Below are 16053 nucleotides of genomic sequence, written 5' to 3'. Positions count from 1 at the left end.
GCATGAGTATTGATCGCACTCAAAACAGAACTTTGCCTGAGCATTACCATCTAAAAAATGATTGATTCCCGTACATTTCTCGAATAGATAACCACACTTTTTATCTCCTGGCCGACAGCCTGAGCATTGACTTTTCTTCAAATCGTTGACGTAGGCAAGATATTTGCTACAAATACCGCAATTCATTCCACAGGGAGCGATGAGTTCTTCACTGGTTGGGGTTGATTTTGCCATTATTAAAATGCCTGCATGCACATAACAATGATTATGCAGTCTGGATAAATCTGCATACGCAGAAGGTTTCTGTCTGCATAAGACCAATTTACAAATTTGTAGACTGATCGCTTTTACACATTAAGTCAATGTATTAGCACCGCTTGTGGTTGTTTCCGTCCCGTTTTATGCAGTCTCGATAAGCCGGATTACAGCTCGTCCATCGGGCTGCGGGCCCCATGCCCTCCCTTGTTTAATACATGGGTGTAAATCATGGTCGTGCTAACGTCCTTGTGGCCGAGAAGTTCCTGGATCGTTCGAATGTCATAACCGGCCTCGATCAGATGGGTGGCGAAGGAGTGCCGGAATGTGTGGCATCCTACACGCTTGACGATTTCCGCCTTCCGTGCCGCTTCCTTTACGGCCCGTTGTACGATGGTCTCATGAATGTGTTGCCGGCCTTGTGTCCCCGTTTTCATGTTTTTCCATCTGTTCTTTTGGGGAAAGACCAATTGCCATCGCCATTCGGCCGGGGCATTGGGATACTTGCGGTCGAGGGCATCGGGCAATATCACCTGCCCCCAGCCGTCGCCGAGATCCTGTTCATGCATTCTTTTCGCTTTTTTCAGATGCTCTTGGAGCGGCGCTTTCAGTGATTCGGGCAACATTGTGATGCGGTCCTTTGCGCCTTTTCCGTTGCGAATGAATCTCGTTACGGGCAAAAGCGAGGTCTTGAACGCGCAGTCGGAAGCACTCCATGAGGCGGAGACCGCCGCCATACATCAGTGCGGCAATCAGACGGCAATCGCCCTCGACCTGGGCCAGGACCGCTTTGACCTCATTGCGCGTCAGTACCACCGGCAGGCGCTTGGGTTTCCGGGCGCGAATGCCCCCTCCAAGGTCGCCGAGTTTGCGGCCGATCACATACCTGTATAGGAACAGCAATGCAGCAAGGGCCTGGTTTTGGGTCGAGGCGCTGACCTTGCCGTTGACGGCCAGGGATGTCAGGAAGGCGTTGACCTCGGCTTCGGCCATTTCCGCCGGGTGGCGCAAGCCATGAAAATGGATATAGCGCCTGATCCACTGGCAGTAGGTTGTTTCTGTTCGAGGGCTGTAGTGGCACGTGCGTAGCGCTTCGCGAACCTGATCGAGCAGCCTGGGTGGTTTGGTGGGGGATATCGGCAGTTCGGAAAAGGCCCTCGTTTTTGCCCCGGGGGCCGTCGGCCTGCAAGTGCCGTTCCGTGTCATCCGAAACCCTTCCATCATGAAACCGGTTCTCGGAATAGATGGGTGCGCCGGGTACGGCGCGGTGAACCCCTGCGTCTCCATGACTTTCCCTTCGAATCGAATCGGCTCAGGAACAGCACCCTCTGGGCGTTGGAAATTCGGGTCGCGTAGGGAGATGGGAAATTCGAATACACTTACACCGCGGCAAATCAGATGTCAACCGATTAATATTGCTGCAGTTTTCTTTGGCAGGAGCGGTGGTAACGCGCGCCCGGGGGGATGCTCCCGGGGGACGCCCTATGCTCCCGAGGGGACCGCTCTCGAGGGGACGCCCTTAACTTATTAACTTACTGCCGAACTTCAGGCAGTAAGTTAATAAGTTAAGGGCGTCCCCTCAGTTGTCCCCCCGCTGTCGCGGCATGGGCCTGGCGGGCGATAAGGCGTTCTTCATCGGTGGGGATCACCAGGGCTTTGATGGGGCTGGTGGAGCGGGTAATAAAACCGGCTTGGCCGGCGGTCATCGCTGCATTGGCGACGCCATCCAATTCCAGGCCGAGATGGGCCCAGCCTTCCAGTACCAGGGCGCGGACGGCGGCGCTGTTTTCGCCGATGCCGCCGGTGAAGATCAGGGCCTGGGCGCCGTCGAGGGCGAAGTGGTAGGCGCCGATGTACTTGCGCAGGGTGTGGACGTACATCTCCACGGCGAGCGTGGCGTCGGGGTCGCCTTCGGCGCGGGCGGCCAGGATGGCGCGCAGGTCGCGGCCCAGGCCGCTGACGGCCTGCAGACCGCTTTGGGTGTTGAGGAGGTGGATCATTGCAGCCAGGTTCATGCCGGTGCGGCGCTGGATGTGCAGCAGGACCGCCGGGTCGAGGGGGCCGCAGCGGGTGCCCATGATCAGGCCTTCCAAGGGCGTGAAGCCCATGGAGGTGTCGAGCACCCGGCCCCGGTCGAATGCGGTGATGCTGGCGCCGTTGCCCAGATGGGCGCTGATCAGCTTGAGCTGGGCGGACGGCCGGTCGAGCATTTCGGCGGCGCGGTGCACTACGTACTGGTGGGAGAGGCCGTGAAATCCGTAGCGTCGCACCCCGTGGTCGGTGTACCACCGGCGGGGCACGGCGTAGCGGTGGGCGAGGGGCGGCATGGAGCGGTGAAAGCTGGTGTCGAAGCAGACCACCTGGCGGGCGTGGGGCATGCGTTCGCGGCATGCGCGCAACACGGCCAGGGCCGGCGGCATGTGCAGGGGCGCCATTTCCAGCAGGCTTTCCATGCGGTCGATGACCGTGTCGTCGACGACCGTCGGTCCGTCGAACAGCGCCCCGCCGTGAACCACCCGATGACCGATCAGCTCGATGGAGGGATCCTGGCAATGGGCGTACACAGCGGCCAGAACCTGCTCCAAAGCCTGTGCATGATCGACGCAATCGCACCCCTTGGAAGCGCAGCGCCCAACGGGCGCCTCGACCACCATCAAGGCACCGCCGGGCCCTTCACCGATCCGCTCCACCCGACCGGCAGCCCGCAATACCTCCCCCGGCATCTCGAACAATTTATACTTCAGCGATGAACTACCACTATTCAAAACCAACACCCGCACCACCGCCACCCCCCCTATAAAAATCAGACAGCATTCCTCAACTTAAAACTTAAAACTTAAAACTGCCGGCAAAGCCGGCCCAGCCGGCCCAACCGGCCTATCCATTCAAATGTTTATACTTCTCCAAATACCGAACCGGCATCTTCAACGCATCGCGCCGGAACGGTTCGGCCAACACTTCGGCGCCGCCCTGGATCATGGCGTTGATGACGCAGGGCTGTCCGGAGGCCACTGCGTCCCGGACCACATCGCCCACTTCCTTGTAATCGGTGAGCCGGTAGCCCTTGGCGCCCATGTCCTCGGCCAATTTGGCGTAATCGGGGTTCTCGCGCAGATTGGCGCCCACGAAGCGGTTGTCGTAGTAGTCGATCTGATTTTTCTTCTCGGCGCCCCACTCCAGGTTGTTGGCCACGATGGCGATGACCGGTATCTTCTCGCGCACGGCGGTCATCACCTCCTGGATGCCGCTGATGCCGTAGGCGCCGTCGCCCTGGAAGGCGAAGACCGGGGTGTCGGGACAGCCGATCTTGGCGCCCATGGCGGCGCCGTAGGCGAATCCGCAGTTGCCCCAGCTCAGAGCGGAGATGTGTTGGCGCGCGCCGCTGAACTTGAAGTAGGCATTGCACATGGAGCTGTTGTTGCCGATATCGGTGGCGATGATGGACCCGGCCGGAATGGCCTTGGCCAGCTCGGCCAGGAAGCGCCGTGGGTGCATCAAGGCGTTGGTGGATGACGACCACCCCGCCAACTCCTCCTCCCAGGCGGCCTTGGCGGCGGCGATCTCTTTGAGCCGTGCTGCATCCTGTCCGCGGTCGGGGGTGACGGCGCGCAGTTGCCGCAGCAGTTGGGCGCTGAAGGTCTTGACGTCGCCGCAGGAGGCCACATCCACCCGCTTGCTCAGCCCCAGCGCGGCCACGTTGACGTCCACCTGGATGATCCTGGCCTTTTCCGGCCAATAGTTCATGTCGTACTGGGGCAGGGTGCCGAAGGGACCCAAGCGGGAGCCCAGGGCCAGCACCACGTCGGCCTCGGCGATGGTGCGCATGGCCGCCTTGGAACCGCAGTAGCCGATGGGTCCCACGGCCAGGGGGTGGCCGGCGGGAAAGGTGTCGTTGTGCAGGTAGGAGTTGACCACCGGCGCGGTGAGATACTCTGCCAGTGCCTGGACTTCGGCCAGGGCGTCGGCCTGGGAAACGCCGCCCCCGGCCAGGATCACTGGGCGCTTCGCGTCGGCCAGCAGACGGGCGGCCTGCTCCAGCGCTTCGAGATCGCCGGGACCGCGGTTGATCATGGGTGTGGCATAGATGTCGTCTTCACACAGGCCGTAAAAGTAATCCCGGGGGATGTTGAGCTGGGTGGGTCCGCTGAAGTTCTTGGCCATGTAAAAGGCCCGGCGGGTCAGCTCGGCCATGCGCTCGGGACGGTTGACGCGCACCTGGTAAACGGTCTGGCGCTGAAACATGGCCATCTGGTCCAGTTCCTGGAAACCGCCGGTGCCGATGCCCAGGGAACCGGTTTCCGGGGTGATGGCCACAACAGGCGAGTGGGCCCAGTACGCGGCTGTCATGGCCGAGACGAAGTTGGCGATGCCTGGGCCGTTCTGGCCAATGCAGGCCTGGGGCCGCCCGGTGACCCGCGCAAGGCCGTCCGCCGCATGACAGGCGGCCTGCTCATGGGCCACCGGCACGAACCGGATGCCGGCGGCGGGAAATAGATCCAGGGCGTCCATGTAGGCACTGCCCACAATGCCGAAGACGGTATCCACCTTCTCGGCCACCAATGTTTCGACAAGAGCTTCGGAGGGGGTCATTTTTTGTTTCATTATCGCGTTCTCCTTTAGTATCGGCGTTCGTGATTTGGGTGATTTGATGTTGTAAAAAAGAGTTTAAAGTTTTAAGTTTAAAGCAAGGTATTCTGTCATTGGATGGTTTGTTCTTTCGACACAGGTCGGTGTATTGTATGCGAACCGTAGAATCGATATTGCTCCTCGCATTAGACGCTGTATTTCTGTCATTAGTAGTGCCGCGCGTATTTTCAGTGATGCTTTGAGGTGGCCGAACAACACGTCCAGCAAAACACAAGAAGCGCGCTGGGGGAGCCGTGTTGGCACCGCGCAACGCCGGCAGAGCCTGGCACATGACCCATCGAATCCCGCTTATATTCAGCCTCCCAATAAAAGCGCATTGCCATCATCTTCCACATCCCGCCCGCGATTCTACTATCCTGATCATTTTTGCTTCACACTTCGCCGTAATCACCCCATTATCTTCCATCCCACATTCCCACATACCCACCACACCATACAATCGACAGCATTCCTCGCTTTAAACTTTAAACTTAAAACTTTAAACGCATCACCAAACAGTTCTCTTTTTCACACTTAGCTTCATTACTTCTCCAACGCTCTTCAACGCTCCAACTCCCTCCCCATCGCCCTAACCATCAACCATTCGTAAATCCGCGGGCTGAGTTTTTGGATAATTCGGGTCAGGTGGCCGATGGGGGTGAGGATCAACAGGCGCCGGTGGTTGCGGGCGGCTTGGTAAACTTGTTCGGCCACCTGTTCGGGGGTGGCGGGTGTGCCGGCGGTGGTTTGGGGGTGGCGCGTGATGGTGCCGTCGCCGTCCAGGGCCGCGCTGCCGATGCCGGTGGCGGTGAAGCCGGGGCAGACCAGCAGAATCTCCACGCCACTGCCGCGCAGTTCGCTGCGCAGGGAATCGAACAGGCCGTGCAGGGCGTGTTTGCTGGCGGCGTAGGCGGTGCGGCCATAGAGGGGTGAAAAGCCCGCCAGGGAGCTGATGGTGATGACCAGGCCGCGCCTGCGGCGCAGAGCGGCCAGGGCCGCCTTGGTGCCGTAGAGGGGGCCGAAGAAGTTGACGGCCATCACCTTGTGAAACACCGATAGCTGGGTGTCGGCAAAGGCGGCCCGGGCGCTGATGCCGGCGTTGTTGATCAGCACGTCGATGTGGCCCCAGTGGTCCAGCACCGCTTCGATGGCCGCGATGGTGGAGCGCGGGTCGGCCACGTCGCAGGCGAGGGCCAGCGTTTCGGGGCCTTCGGCGGCCAAGACCTCGGCGGCAGCTTGCAACGCTTCGGTTTTGAGATCCAACAAGGCGACTTTGGCGCCGGCGCGGGCGAAGCGGCGGGCAAAGGCCAGGCCCATGCCGCCGGCAGCGCCGGTCACCACCACCACCCGGTTTTTGAAATCACGCGGTTTGCGCAGCATGGCGACGTTGCTCCAGGAAGTATTCGAAGGTTTCGCGGGTGCTCTTGCGCGGCTTGTACCCATAGATCTCCTTGAGCCGGCGGTTGGCCAGCACGGGACGGTAGCGCAGGAAACCCACCTGCTCGGGGCCGTACTGGGTCAGGCCGAGCCGCTTGCCCACCCGCAGGGCGGCGGTGACCAGTCCCACCGGCAGGGCGAGGTACCGTTTTCCCAGGCGGCGCGCGATCTCCGGCAGGGTCATGGCACCGTCGCCGGCCAGGTTGTAGATGCCGCTGCCGCCTTGGAAGATACCTTGGCGGATGGCGCCCACCACGTCCTGGTCCCAGATGAAGACAAAGGGGCTGTCGGCCCCCTTGAGGCCGATGATGCGCGGCTGGTCGAACAGGTTGGTGATCTGGTTGCGGGCGGTGGCGCCCAGGATGGTGCCGGAACGGAAGATCAACTGCTCCAGCTCGGGGTGCTCCACGCGGGAGCGGGCCAGCATCTCTTCCACGAGGCGCTTGTGGTGGGCGTAGGCGAACTCCGGATTGCCCCGCACGGGGGTGTCTTCGTCGATCCAGGCCGGATTGTCGGCGTGGTAGCCGTAGGCCGCGCCGCTGGAGGTGTAGATCAGCTTGCGCACGCCGGTTCGGGTGCAGGCCGCCAGCACGTTGGCCGTACCTTCCACGTCCACTTTGTATTCCAGGCGGCGGTCCGATTGCTTGCCGGGGGTGACCACCGCCGCCAGGTGCACCACCAGTTCGGTTTTGAATCGGGCCATGTGATCGCCCAGTGCGGGGTCGCAGATGTCGGCGGCCAGGTATTGCACGCCGGGCAGGCGCGCCTCCTCGGGCACCGGGCGCAGATCGGCGGCCACGATGGTTTCCAGTCCTCCGGGGTCGGCGGCCAGGGAGCCGATCAACTGGCGTCCGATATAACCGCCGGCGCCGGTGACCAGAATGTGTTTGAAAAGGGGTTGCTGTTCTTCGTTCATGGGAGCGCCTCCGCGACTACAGGTTTCAGGGGCCGGCGGGACCAGAAGAAGGCCACAGTCAGGCCGGAGATAATGTGCCAGATGCCCCACCAGCCGGCGATGATGGCCATGCCCCCCAGGCCGCCGAAGAATTGGAAGATCAACACCAGGGCCAGGGCCGAGTTCTGGATGCCCACTTCGATGGCGACCGCCCGGCGGTCCCGTTCCTCCAGGCCGCAGCAGCGGGCGGCGCCGTAACCCAGGGTGAGGGCCAGGGCGTTGTGCACGAATACGCCGAAGGCCACCAGCCCGATGGCCTTGACGAAGTTTTGCCAGTTGGCGCCCAGGGTGACGGCCACGAACAGGCAGAAGATCACCACCGAGATGGCCTTGAACGGTTTGCGGATCTTGTCGGCCAGGCGGGGGTAGAAGCGAGAGGTGATCAACCCCAGGACCAGGGGAATGCCCAGGATCACCACGATGGTCTGGAACACGTCCAGTGGGTTGAGGGCGACCCGGCGCAGGATGGCGTGGGTGGCCGGGTTGAGGCTGCCCCACAAGGCCAGGTTAAAGGGCGTCATGAAGATCGCGGCGGCCGTGGAGACCGCCGTCATGCTGACCGACAGGGCCGGGTTGCCGCGGGCCAGGTAGGTCATCACATTGGAGAGATTGCCCCCCGGGCAGGAAGCCACCAGCATCATGCCCAGGGCCATGGAGGCGGTCACGGGCAGCACCAGGGTGAGCAGGAAGGTGAAGGCCGGCAGCAGGATGAACTGCGCGCCCAGGCCGATGGCCGGCCCCTTGGGCGATCGGATCACCCGTTTGAAGTCCTCCAGTTTCATATCCAGCGCCATGCCGTACATCATCAGGCCGATGACCGCGTTGAGCGCCAGGAGACCACTTTCATTGAAGTTGAGGCGGATCTGATCGATGGCGGCTGCGTCCATGGGACCTCCGGGGCCGGCTGCGCCGGCCGTTTTCAGTTTTAAGTGTTAAGTGGTTAAGTGGAGGTTTGGTTCCTTTCATGCGCTTGTTCCAATGATGCTCTGATGCCTTTTCGAGTTATTCGCCTTCCGGTTCCTGGTGCATGGCTTTGAAGTGCATCAGGCCGGGGGCCATCATGTGGGCTTCGGCATTGACGTCGCAGTGGATCACGGCGCATTTGCCGGCGGCCAGGGCACGGGTGAGGGCGTCGCGCAAGGATTCGGGCGAATCGGCGCGGGCGCCGAAGGCCCCCATGGACTCGGCCAGCCGATCCCAGGCGATCTCGCCCAGGTCGGTGTTGATGGTGCCCTTGCGGTCTTCACCCAGGGCGGTCTGGAACATCTCCTTGACCGGCTCGAGGGCGAACATCTGGTTGATCTTGACCATGCCCCACGCCTTGTCGACCAGCACCAGGAAGATCACCTTGTAGTTGCAGCGCACGGCGGTTTCGATCTCCTGCATGTTGAAGCCCATGGCACCGTCGCCGATCAGGCAGTAGACCTGCTTGTCGGGCCGGGCGGCGGCCGCGCCCAGGGCCTGGCCCACGCCGGCGCCCAGGTGGCCCATGTGAGGGGTGCTCAGCTGGGTGTTGGGGGTGAGCAAGGCGGTGTAGAAATTGCCCCAGACGGCGGTGTTGCCGCCGTCGAACACCACCACGGCGTCGTCGGCGAACGTTTGGCGGCAGATGTGGGGCACGTGGCAGGAGATCATGGGCTCGGCCGGCACTTCCAGCATCTGGTCCAGGGCGGCGCGGTCCTTGGCCAGCTGGTCCGCCAGTTCCACCACCCGGGTCTGGCGCGCCGCCAGATCCATGGCGCCGCTGCGTGTGCGCAGGGCGTCTGTGAGCAGTTGCAGGAACAGCCCTGCGTCGGCCACGATGGCCACGTCGTTGGGACGGTTGCGGGCCAGGCGCGATTCGTCGATATCCACCTGGATGAAGATCTGGTCGGCGGTTTTGGCCCAGTAGGGGGCCTTGCCCCACCAGTCGGTTTCGCCCAGGTCGGAGCCCAGGCAAAGGCACACATCGGCTCTGTTGCGCAGGGCGGTGTTGGCCTCGATGTGCACCATGGGCCAGGCCAGCTCATGACGTTCGTCCAGCACCCCGCGACCGGCCCAGGAGGTGGTCACCGGTGCGTGGAGCAGCTCGGCCGTTTCGCGCAGCGCGGCGAAGGCGCCGGCGTGGATGATGCCGCTGCCGGCGTGGATCATGGGCAGCTTGGCCTTGGCCAGCAGGTCCGCCGCCCGGTCGACCAGTTCCGGCAGGGGCGCCAGGGGGCGGGTGTTGCGGTACTGGGAGGGTTGCTGGATGGGCACCGTCGGGCAGGGCCCGTTGATCAGGTTTTCCGGCACGTCCAGGTGCACCACGCCGGGCCGCCCCTGGTAGCATTGGCGCAGGGCCGTGCGCAGCAGTTCGGGGATCCGCTCGGCATAAGCGCAGGTGGCAGACCACTTTGCCATGGCGCGGATCACCCCCACATGATCGAAGCATTGGTAAGCGCCGCCCCTGTCCGGGTAGGCGATGCCGGTGCGCCGCGAACTGGTGATCAGCAGCACCCGGTTGCCCTCCACATTCTCCACCGCCACCCCGGCCAGCATGTTGGCCACCCCCGGACCGTTGCTGGCGATGCACACCCCCAGCTTGCCGCTCATGCGGGCATAGGCGCCGGCCATATGGGCCGCCACCGCCTCGTGGCGCGGGGTGATCATCTGCATGCCCTCTTCCACGCAATGGGCGAACAACTGCAGATAGGTACCGTCGACGATGCCGAAGAACTTGTCGACTCCTTCGGCCTTGAGCATTTTAGCGATGATCTGACCGCCCGTGGCGGTTTCCTTTGAGCTGGTCATGAAGCACCTCCTCTTCTTAGTGTTTGGGGACGTTCTTCTGCCCGGATCGGCCGCAGCATGCGGTGGATCATTGCGGTGGTGCGGTCGATGAGTGTCGTTACGACCGGTGGATCCAGCTCCCCGGTGATTTCCAGATACTCGCGCAATCGGATCTGGAAATGGCCGGGCACCAGGGAGGTCATGAAAACAATGTAAATGCTGTTGATGGCAAAGGCGGCCAGGTTCACGTCCAGGTCGTCCCGGACGATGCCCGCCGCCATGTCCCGCTGGAGCACCTGCTTGAGGTGATCGGCGGTATAATTCTCCACCTCCCGGGACAGTTGCTCGGAAAAGCGTGTCATGCCGGCGGAGGCGACGTTCGTATAGAGGATCAGGTATTCGGGGTGGTCGGCAACGAACGCCGCGCCGTTACGGAAAATGTGATCCACCTGGCGGTACACGTCCCAGGCGGGATCCATGGTACCGTAAACCGCCTGCCGGGAACGCTCCAGGCCGTCCCGACAAACGTAAAGGTAGAGCTCTTCCTTGCTGTCGAAATAGTTGTAGAGCGAGCCTTTGGCAATGCCCGCCCGCGCGGCCAGAGCGGCCATGTCGGTCTGGTTCAGTCCCCGCTCGGCGAACATCCGGGCCGCTTCGCGCAACAGCCGCTCCCGTTTGTCCGTCGCAATTTTATAAAGGGTATTCTTGGGCATATTGCCTCCTGCACGATTATGACTGACCAGTCAGTCATAGTGTAAGCGCAGGTTGTTTCTGCCGTCAAGAAAATTTTTCGCAAAGAAAAAAGAGGGCCGCGTTCCTCCGGGCGCTACCACCGATTCAGGTGTGTCTCGATTCGTGCCCAGAAGCGGTCCACTTGTGCCGAGGTAAGCGATTCGCTTTTGTAGAGAGATACCATTCTGAAGCGGCAGCGGGGGGCGCAGGGCTTGATGATGGCGGTCCTGAGCACCCGTTTGAGCGGCTGCCACAGAATCAGCCGGTCGACCCACCAGGGGGCTCCGAGGGTGGTGACGACCAGCGTTTCGCGCAGGCGATGCAGGCGGGGCTTGATCGGTCCGAAGCCGGCGGAGTGGTCGTCGGCCACGCCGGGAACCCACACCCGGTCGAACCAACCTTTGAGCACCGCCGGGCAGCCGAACCACCAGGTGGGAAAGACGAAGACGATGGCCTGGCTGCGGAGCAGGCGGGTCACTTGGGATTGGACCGCTTTGGTGTCGTAGGTCCCCTCGTAATAGCCGGCGCGCTCGGTTACGGTCATGGCGGCATCGAACCGCTCCGCATAGAGGTCTTCCAGCACCACATCGTGGCCGCGTTCGGTCAACCGCCGGACCACCCGCCGGGTCAGTGTGGCGCAGAGACTTTCCTCAAGGGGGTGGGCCGTCACCACCAGACAGCGCATCGCAGTCGCCTCCTGTTTTCGTTTGCCCCACCAGACGCCCGGTGAGATAGGTGCCCAGGATGAAGAGATCGCGGATGGGATGACGGTGTTGGGAGCTGCGCTGGAAGAGCAAATTGGCCTGGGCGGTGAACAGATCGTCCGGACTGTTGTAGAGCAGCACCAGGCAGACATCGGGCAAGGCCTGGAAACGATAGCGACGGTCGTAGCCGGGGTCCGATTCCGGTTGGCCGTCGAGGGCGGCCACGGCACGATCCAGGGCGGGCAGGTCGGCGCCGAAGTGCTGGGCAATGGTTTTGTGGGTGTTGTTGGCGAAGTTGACGGCCAGGGGGCCTGCTCCGGGCAGCTCGCGGAACGAACACCAGTCGCCGCGGTCGATCTCTTCCTCCGGCGCGGCGGCCGGCAGGCGGCGGAGCAGGAGGTCGACCATTTCCGTTGGAGCGCAGCCGTCCTGATCGAGCCACCGGTCGCCATGGCGTCGGTAGTGCCGGTCGAAAAAACGGACCAGCGGTTCGCACGGCGCCGCTGCGCGCGTCGCTACGGACTTCATGGGTCGCCGTCCCCAATAGATTTGATTTGTTCCAGCAACGTGTCGCGCTCGTCCTCCAGCGCCAGCAGGGCTGCCATCTGGGGCGGCTTGATCGAGTGGGCAGGCATCCGCCGCTGGGCTTCGGCCAGTTCGGATTCCACCCGGGCCAGGCGATTGCGCAGTGTTTCGATGGTTTTGGATGTCGTTTTCATGGTGTCAGTATTCACTGATCCGCTGTTGCATGCCTTGACTCAAGTCAAGCAGCTGCGAAAAATCGCGATCGCATCCGCGCCGCGGGCATGGTGCGGCGCCAACCGGCAGCGGTGCCTTGGAACGGGCCGTTTCAATTGTTGCGCCTTGCGGCCCAATGCTGCGCAATGACGAGAGCCGGCGCTTCGGCGCCGATTTCCCGTACCACGGCGAACCGGCTGCCGTCGGAGTGCGTGTCGTAGCGCCGCACCAAATAGAGACCCAGGTGCTTCCAGTCGAACAACTTGACCGGGGCCGCCAGGCCGATGGCGGGACGGGTGGCCACCTTGACGCTCATCAATCCGGTTTTGGTGGCATAGAAAAGTTCGGCGCCCTTGGGGTGCCACCGCGGATACCCGCCGCCGTCCATCGACACCTGCCATTCGCCCGCGCCCTCGGGGAAAGGCCGCAGGTACACCTCCCATTTGCCCGACCGGTTGGACATGAAGGCCAGGTGTTTGCCGTCGGGGGAAATCTGCGGCATGGCTTCATCGAAGGGGGTTCCCAGAAACAGCACCGGCTGCGCATCATCCGCGGGCGATTTTACTGCAAGGGGTTGATAGTAAATGTCGCGCCCCGTGCGAGGAGTGATCATATGAAAGGCGACCGCGCCGGCCGCCGCCGACCAGTGCGGATGGGCCGCTTCCGCGCCCACCAAGCGTTGCGGCGAAGCTTCCGGGTCCATGCTTTTGCGGAAGATTTCGCTCGCACCATCTCTTTCCGAAGTAAAAAGCAGGGTTCTGTCATCCATCCATGCGGGTTCCGCATCCCGCGCCGCCGCGAAGGTGAACCGCGTCCGGACACCGCGCTGGGTATCGATCATCCAAATGTCTTCAAAGCTTTTTTGGAAGGCATCCATGGCCAGCATGCGGCCGTCGGGCGAAAGGGCGATGCTGCCGATCTGGGTGGCGGCGAGCGGCTTGCCGATGGACGATTGCACCTCCCCCTTGCGGTCGACCCAGACGATCTCCTGGCTCGTGGCAGAGGCTTCCAGATAGACGAAAGTGCCGTCGGCGGCGCTGCTGGGCCACACGGCGTCCACCGCCGCCAGGAATGGCTCGCCGGTCGCCTTGCCCCCGGCGGCGGAAAAAGGCAGGGCCCAAATGGTAAAATCGCCTGCCAACCCGCGTTGATAAAAGATGTGCCCGGAGGACGAGTAGATCGGATTGGAACAGATCTCCCCCTCACAGCGCATCAGGGATCGCGGGTCGCCATCGGCCGCGATTTGCAGTTCGGAAGCGCCATCCGGCGTCACGGCGATGAGCAGCAGGGTTTGACCGTCGGGAAGGTAGCTCGGGTTTTGGTGGGTCACACCCGGCGTTGTCTCCGGAAGAAGATGTTTTTCGGGTGTTCCGCCGTCCTGGGAGACCCGCATCAGACCCATGGCCCGGGTCCAGTCGCCGCCCCACACATCGAAGACGATTTGTCCCCGGCCGCCCCAGGTGGCGCTGCCGGCGAACCCCCAACCGGGCACCGCGCAAATCAAGGTGCTGCCGCCGCCTTTCGGCGGAGTCTTGCGCAGATACCTGCCCATTTCCGTGAGATAGCCGATATACCGGCTGTCCGGAGACCAGAAGGGTTGCTCGCAAACCTCACGGGCATCGTCAATGGCCCAATCCGCGCCGCTTTCAAGGTCCATCACGCGCAGAATTTCTTCCTGCACATAGGCGATCATGCGGCCATCGGGAGATATCGCCGCAGCGCCGCCGGCATAGCCCCCCTCCATTGCGACCATGGGTATGCGAAAGGTGCGCGGGACGGCCGGTGCCGGCCCGGGCTGAAAGTAAAACACCCGCCAGGAGGCAAGGGCAAGGGCGAGGAGGAGCAAAGCAACCCCTGCGATGGCCATGCCCCGCCACCGGCCGGCGGCGACCCGCGCCGGGACGGCAGTGGCGGCCCCTGTCACCGGCTTCTGGGATGCGGCCGCCCGCAGATCGTTCCAAATGTCCCGTGCGGTCTGATAACGGTTGCGCGGATCCTTTGCCAGACATTTACCGAGAACGTGGGCCAGCAGGGGCGGAAGCCCGGGCCGGCGCGTTTCGATGGGCTCGGCCTCGTCGCGGGTCAGAACCGCCAGCAGCTGCTGAAAATTGGCACCCCGGAAAGGCTTTTCGCCGCACAACGCCTCCCACATCACCACCCCCAGGCTGAACAGATCGCTGCGCTGGTCCAAGGTTTGCCCCGATGCCTGCTCCGGGCTCATGTAAGACGGCGAGCCCATCACCGTACCCACCTGGGTCAGTTCGGGCGCCGTGCCCCGCGCCTCCCGCTGGATGCGCGCCAGCCCGAAATCGAGCAACTTGGGCAGCCCTTCCGGTGTGACGATGATGTTCGCCGGCTTGATGTCGCGGTGAATGATGCCGTTCTCGTGGGCGTGGGCCAGCGCATCGCAAATAGGGATGAAGTACTTGAAAAAAAGCGACAGATCCAGGCCGCCCCTGGGCAAAAGATCCTTGAGCGGCTTGCCCTTCACATACTCCATCACAATGAAGGCAATCCCATCGGTCTCCTCCACGGCATACACCGTGGCGATGCCCGGATGGTTGAGCCGCGCCGCGGCCTCGGCCTCCACGCGAAAGCGGGCCAAAGCCGCCGGATCGCCGCCCAGGGTCTCGGACAGGATCTTGATGGCCACCATACGCTTGAGCCGGGTGTCCTCCGCAAGGAAGACCGACCCCATCGTACCGCTGCCCAAGGATTTGACAATCCGATATTGAAGCAATTGGCGCTGTTGTATCATTGAATGGTCGCGGCGGCGGTCAGGTGAAGGTTAAAAGAAGCTTCCGGGGCCACCCCCCACCCTAAGGGCTCGTGAAACAATAAGTTCGCATTTCAAGCGCCCGGATTCAGGTCGGATGGCTTTTATCAGCGGATTCTTAACTGGAGGCATAGCGCTCACCTTCCATAAAAGCCCCATTCATCCGGCCACCCTTAATTATACCGCATCTCCCTTCTCGTCAATCCATCCTCCCCGCCCGATAGAGCGAATGTTCTTTGTATACCTGCATTGCGATCATATCGTCATCCGCTGAACATCGCGTGATTCGAGCAGCACCAACCCGCTGACATTGGCCATGGGGGTGGTTGTACCATCGCCGTGGCGGCCCTCCCATTGCATATCCCATCCGGCAATAGCGAACAGCTTTGCCACATCGATGCCGAAACCGGACATGGAGGGTCGCGCCACCTGCGGGTGGCGGCATTGCGCGGGCGATGCGAGGGCCGCGCAGTCCGGGTCGGCATGGCAGAAAACGGCCTTGCAAGATCCACCGGCAAAGGCCAGGGCCTTGCGATACCCGGTTTGAAGGGCCTTGTGCTCGATGGCCGCGGCGGTTTCCTGTAGCAGTTGAAAAACCTGCCGCCGCTCATCGGAAAATAGGGCGGCGGAGGGGACATCGATTTTGAAAAAGAGCGCCCGGGGGTGCGCCGCGGCCCATTTTAGAAACCCCGACGGTCCGGGGGTGTGGGGCGGGCAGTGGATGGATCGGCCGTACTGTTCGCACTGCGGTTGGCGACAAAAGGCGGCGAAGCGGTCTTCGACACCGATGTCGCGGGTGGAAACGATCACCGCATCGCTTGCGCCGTTCCTGCGGGCGTATGCCACCAGGTCCTGTTCGTCCTTGCAGGTCGGCATGTTCACCCTCCTTGGTTTCGCGGCCGTGCCGTTTTCTATCACCGTGGTTAGTCCATATTGCTTTCATAAGCCGCGTCGGCACTGTCTGGCAAGTCTTGCGGCGTGGGACGATGTCTACCTGATCAAAATCCTTTCCACTTGATTTCTAAAGGCAACTGCCCTGCCAACCAACTCTCCCCCCCCCCCCACACACATCTAAACGT

At 62.3% G+C, this 16053-nt stretch carries 15 protein-coding genes; all 15 read right to left on the bottom strand.

All coding sequences use genetic code 11. From position 1 onward, the window contains the following. Positions 1-234 (bottom strand): DUF3795 domain-containing protein (locus MRX98_RS17385; RefSeq protein ID WP_246913036.1); only part of this gene is annotated, 234 nt, incomplete at its 3' end. 188 nt (positions 235-422) lie between these two features. Further along, entirely contained in the window at positions 423-881 is a 459-nt protein-coding gene (locus MRX98_RS22270) for a tyrosine-type recombinase/integrase (RefSeq protein WP_425523894.1), read from the bottom strand. After that, positions 817-1542: a phage integrase N-terminal SAM-like domain-containing protein gene (locus MRX98_RS22265; RefSeq protein ID WP_425523893.1), complete on the bottom strand. Its 726-nt coding sequence runs from the start codon at positions 1540-1542 to the stop codon at positions 817-819. The genes MRX98_RS22270 and MRX98_RS22265 overlap by 65 nt, the downstream gene beginning before the upstream one ends. Positions 1543-1820: 278 nt before the next feature. Next, on the bottom strand, positions 1821-3029 hold the full coding sequence (locus MRX98_RS17375) for an acetate/propionate family kinase (protein ID WP_343217772.1): 1209 nt from the start codon (positions 3027-3029) through the stop codon (positions 1821-1823). A 103-nt stretch (positions 3030-3132) separates the two neighbouring features. Next, entirely contained in the window at positions 3133-4857 is a 1725-nt protein-coding gene (xsc, locus tag MRX98_RS17370; RefSeq protein WP_246913034.1) for a sulfoacetaldehyde acetyltransferase, read from the bottom strand. Between the two features lie 585 nt (positions 4858-5442). Continuing rightward, positions 5443-6261, bottom strand: a complete 819-nt coding sequence (locus tag MRX98_RS17365; RefSeq protein ID WP_246913027.1) for an SDR family oxidoreductase — start codon at positions 6259-6261, stop codon at positions 5443-5445. Next, positions 6242-7234, bottom strand: a complete 993-nt coding sequence (locus MRX98_RS17360) for an SDR family oxidoreductase (RefSeq protein ID WP_246913026.1) — start codon at positions 7232-7234, stop codon at positions 6242-6244. The genes MRX98_RS17365 and MRX98_RS17360 overlap by 20 nt, the downstream gene beginning before the upstream one ends. Continuing rightward, positions 7231-8160: a bile acid:sodium symporter family protein gene (locus MRX98_RS17355; RefSeq protein ID WP_246913024.1), complete on the bottom strand. Its 930-nt coding sequence runs from the start codon at positions 8158-8160 to the stop codon at positions 7231-7233. The genes MRX98_RS17360 and MRX98_RS17355 overlap by 4 nt, the downstream gene beginning before the upstream one ends. 115 nt (positions 8161-8275) lie before the next feature. Continuing rightward, positions 8276-10045 (bottom strand): thiamine pyrophosphate-binding protein, encoded by a 1770-nt coding sequence (locus tag MRX98_RS17350; protein WP_246913023.1) that lies wholly within the window; start codon positions 10043-10045, stop codon positions 8276-8278. Then, positions 10042-10737, bottom strand: coding sequence for a TetR/AcrR family transcriptional regulator (locus MRX98_RS17345; protein WP_246913020.1), 696 nt, complete (start codon positions 10735-10737; stop codon positions 10042-10044). The genes MRX98_RS17350 and MRX98_RS17345 overlap by 4 nt, the downstream gene beginning before the upstream one ends. 113 nt (positions 10738-10850) lie before the next feature. Beyond that, positions 10851-11441: an NAD(P)H-dependent oxidoreductase gene (locus tag MRX98_RS17340; RefSeq protein WP_246913018.1), complete on the bottom strand. Its 591-nt coding sequence runs from the start codon at positions 11439-11441 to the stop codon at positions 10851-10853. Then, entirely contained in the window at positions 11407-11988 is a 582-nt protein-coding gene (locus tag MRX98_RS17335) for a DUF3786 domain-containing protein (protein WP_246913012.1), read from the bottom strand. The genes MRX98_RS17340 and MRX98_RS17335 overlap by 35 nt, the downstream gene beginning before the upstream one ends. After that, the gene (locus MRX98_RS17330) at positions 11985-12179 is read right to left on the bottom strand and encodes a hypothetical protein (RefSeq protein WP_246913010.1); all 195 of its coding nucleotides are present in this window, start codon (positions 12177-12179) and stop codon (positions 11985-11987) included. The genes MRX98_RS17335 and MRX98_RS17330 overlap by 4 nt, the downstream gene beginning before the upstream one ends. 131 nt (positions 12180-12310) lie before the next feature. Further along, positions 12311-14956 (bottom strand): protein kinase domain-containing protein, encoded by a 2646-nt coding sequence (locus MRX98_RS17325; protein ID WP_281432413.1) that lies wholly within the window; start codon positions 14954-14956, stop codon positions 12311-12313. 273 nt (positions 14957-15229) lie between these two features. Beyond that, positions 15230-15850, bottom strand: a complete 621-nt coding sequence (locus MRX98_RS17320) for a DUF2284 domain-containing protein (protein ID WP_246913001.1) — start codon at positions 15848-15850, stop codon at positions 15230-15232. Between the last annotated feature and the right edge of the window lie 203 nt (positions 15851-16053).

This window comes from Desulfatitalea alkaliphila, assembly GCF_022968795.1.
Classification (GTDB): domain Bacteria; phylum Desulfobacterota; class Desulfobacteria; order Desulfobacterales; family Desulfosarcinaceae; genus Desulfatitalea; species Desulfatitalea alkaliphila.
The sequence above is the reverse complement of the archived record's forward strand: the minus strand, read 5'-3'. Positions and strand labels throughout refer to the sequence as shown.

Bases quoted from the DNA above. Each gene is read 5' to 3' on its own strand.
- MRX98_RS22270 (WP_425523894.1), bottom strand. From the start codon at position 881: ATGTTGCCCGAATCACTGAAAGCGCCGCTCCAAGAGCATCTGAAAAAA.
- MRX98_RS22265 (WP_425523893.1), bottom strand. From the start codon at position 1,542: ATGGAGACGCAGGGGTTCACCGCGCCGTACCCGGCGCACCCATCTATT.
- xsc (WP_246913034.1), bottom strand. From the start codon at position 4,857: ATGAAACAAAAAATGACCCCCTCCGAAGCTCTTGTCGAAACATTGGTG.
- MRX98_RS17365 (WP_246913027.1), bottom strand. From the start codon at position 6,261: ATGCTGCGCAAACCGCGTGATTTCAAAAACCGGGTGGTGGTGGTGACC.
- MRX98_RS17360 (WP_246913026.1), bottom strand. From the start codon at position 7,234: ATGAACGAAGAACAGCAACCCCTTTTCAAACACATTCTGGTCACCGGC.
- MRX98_RS17355 (WP_246913024.1), bottom strand. From the start codon at position 8,160: ATGGACGCAGCCGCCATCGATCAGATCCGCCTCAACTTCAATGAAAGT.
- MRX98_RS17350 (WP_246913023.1), bottom strand. From the start codon at position 10,045: ATGACCAGCTCAAAGGAAACCGCCACGGGCGGTCAGATCATCGCTAAA.
- MRX98_RS17345 (WP_246913020.1), bottom strand. From the start codon at position 10,737: ATGCCCAAGAATACCCTTTATAAAATTGCGACGGACAAACGGGAGCGG.
- MRX98_RS17340 (WP_246913018.1), bottom strand. From the start codon at position 11,441: ATGCGCTGTCTGGTGGTGACGGCCCACCCCCTTGAGGAAAGTCTCTGC.
- MRX98_RS17335 (WP_246913012.1), bottom strand. From the start codon at position 11,988: ATGAAGTCCGTAGCGACGCGCGCAGCGGCGCCGTGCGAACCGCTGGTC.
- MRX98_RS17330 (WP_246913010.1), bottom strand. From the start codon at position 12,179: ATGAAAACGACATCCAAAACCATCGAAACACTGCGCAATCGCCTGGCC.
- MRX98_RS17325 (WP_281432413.1), bottom strand. From the start codon at position 14,956: ATGATACAACAGCGCCAATTGCTTCAATATCGGATTGTCAAATCCTTG.
- MRX98_RS17320 (WP_246913001.1), bottom strand. From the start codon at position 15,850: ATGCCGACCTGCAAGGACGAACAGGACCTGGTGGCATACGCCCGCAGG.